General features: G+C 29.7%; 2 protein-coding genes. Both read right to left on the bottom strand.

From position 1 onward, the window contains the following. On the bottom strand, positions 1–227 hold a 227-nt coding region (locus DM84_RS05925; RefSeq protein ID WP_250779075.1), incomplete at its 3' end, for a hypothetical protein. A 51-nt stretch (positions 228–278) separates the two neighbouring features. Beyond that, positions 279–461: a hypothetical protein gene (locus tag DM84_RS05920; RefSeq protein WP_250779073.1), complete on the bottom strand. Its 183-nt coding sequence runs from the start codon at positions 459–461 to the stop codon at positions 279–281. Positions 462–1,335: the final 874 nt, after the last annotated feature.

The following is a 1,335-nucleotide window of genomic DNA, read 5'->3' as shown; positions in this document are numbered from 1 at the left end:
TCCTGGTTATTCATAGCATGTGACCAGTAGATCATTAAAGCCCCTTTATCACATCCCTTAACCAAACTCTCTACAGGTTTATTACCTAATGTTGATTTAAATTCTTCAAAAATAGCTCTTATCTCGTCCTCAAAACAACACCAACATGCAATCCTGTAACGATCAAAGGAGTCAAGAAGAGTCTTTTGCCCATCTTCAGTTTTTAAGGTTAATAATTTTCTCCCCACAGTATACCTGTTGAGCCTAACCTGATCTGAAGTATCTCCTATTGGTATTTGTCAACAAGCTTCATCCTCTAAAATTTTCTTTAAAAAAGGTGGTAGTATTATGCTATTCCATCTATTAAAGAATGTCTGATATGCAATACAATACCTCTTAATCTCTAACTCTTTAAACCCTTTATAAGGATCATCTTCTTTAATGGAAGTTAGTAATACCTTTTGTACATTCTCGTAATCCATACTTAATCTTCGTATCTATAATTTAATATATTTTAGGCATATTACTACATCTTAAAAACTTGTCAATCACTACTTTAGAAAAATTTTTCACCTAAAGTAATCTTCGATAAAAGCCTCCTAATAGGCTCAATATAAGATCTTTTATTCTCTTTGAAAGCCTGTTTTTGTTATAAATTCACCTCAATTCTTTTTTCTTAACTCTTAAATAAATTAATGTTAATTTAATATTGTATATCACTAAAAACTTAAACAATACAACCATTTCCAGCACTCAAAACCAAGAGCCGTGAGAAGTGTTTTTCTTGGAATGCGTTGGTCTACCATGTGTACCATACGAACTTTTTTATACTCTGACTTTGCTATACGCTAAAAGTAGCAATATTAGACCATTTCATCCATATCTACATACGAACTAATTTGCTCAAACTTATAGAAATAATTTAAATCTTCTATTTTTATAACCTTATTTTTACGCGGCTTGTTCTCACAAATATATGACCTTTTTTTAAGGAGTAAATAATTGAATTGTTCTTGCTACTAGTTATTGCAATATTTTACCTAAAGATGTTCTTTCAAAAAATACTGCTCATATAATAGAATGTAGTAAAACTAGATAAGTGAATATTTAAAAAATCAATCAAGCTAGGAAACAATTGAAATAGATTTTTTATGGACAGAATTCTTTACGCTATTATAGCAATACTAATTAGATAATGGTGTATATTTACAGGTAAATTCAAATTCTTTAGGTTTATCTGTCTTTTCTAAGTGAATATAAAGTTCTTTATTCTCTGTAACGTTGTTAAGACAGCAACAATTTTCAACTTCATACAGGTAATCCTTATGATGTGATTCCCAACTAAGTATTTGGCGT

This window comes from Wolbachia pipientis, from assembly GCF_023661085.1.
Taxonomy (GTDB): domain Bacteria; phylum Pseudomonadota; class Alphaproteobacteria; order Rickettsiales; family Anaplasmataceae; genus Wolbachia.
This window is presented reverse-complemented; position numbering and strand designations above follow the sequence as displayed.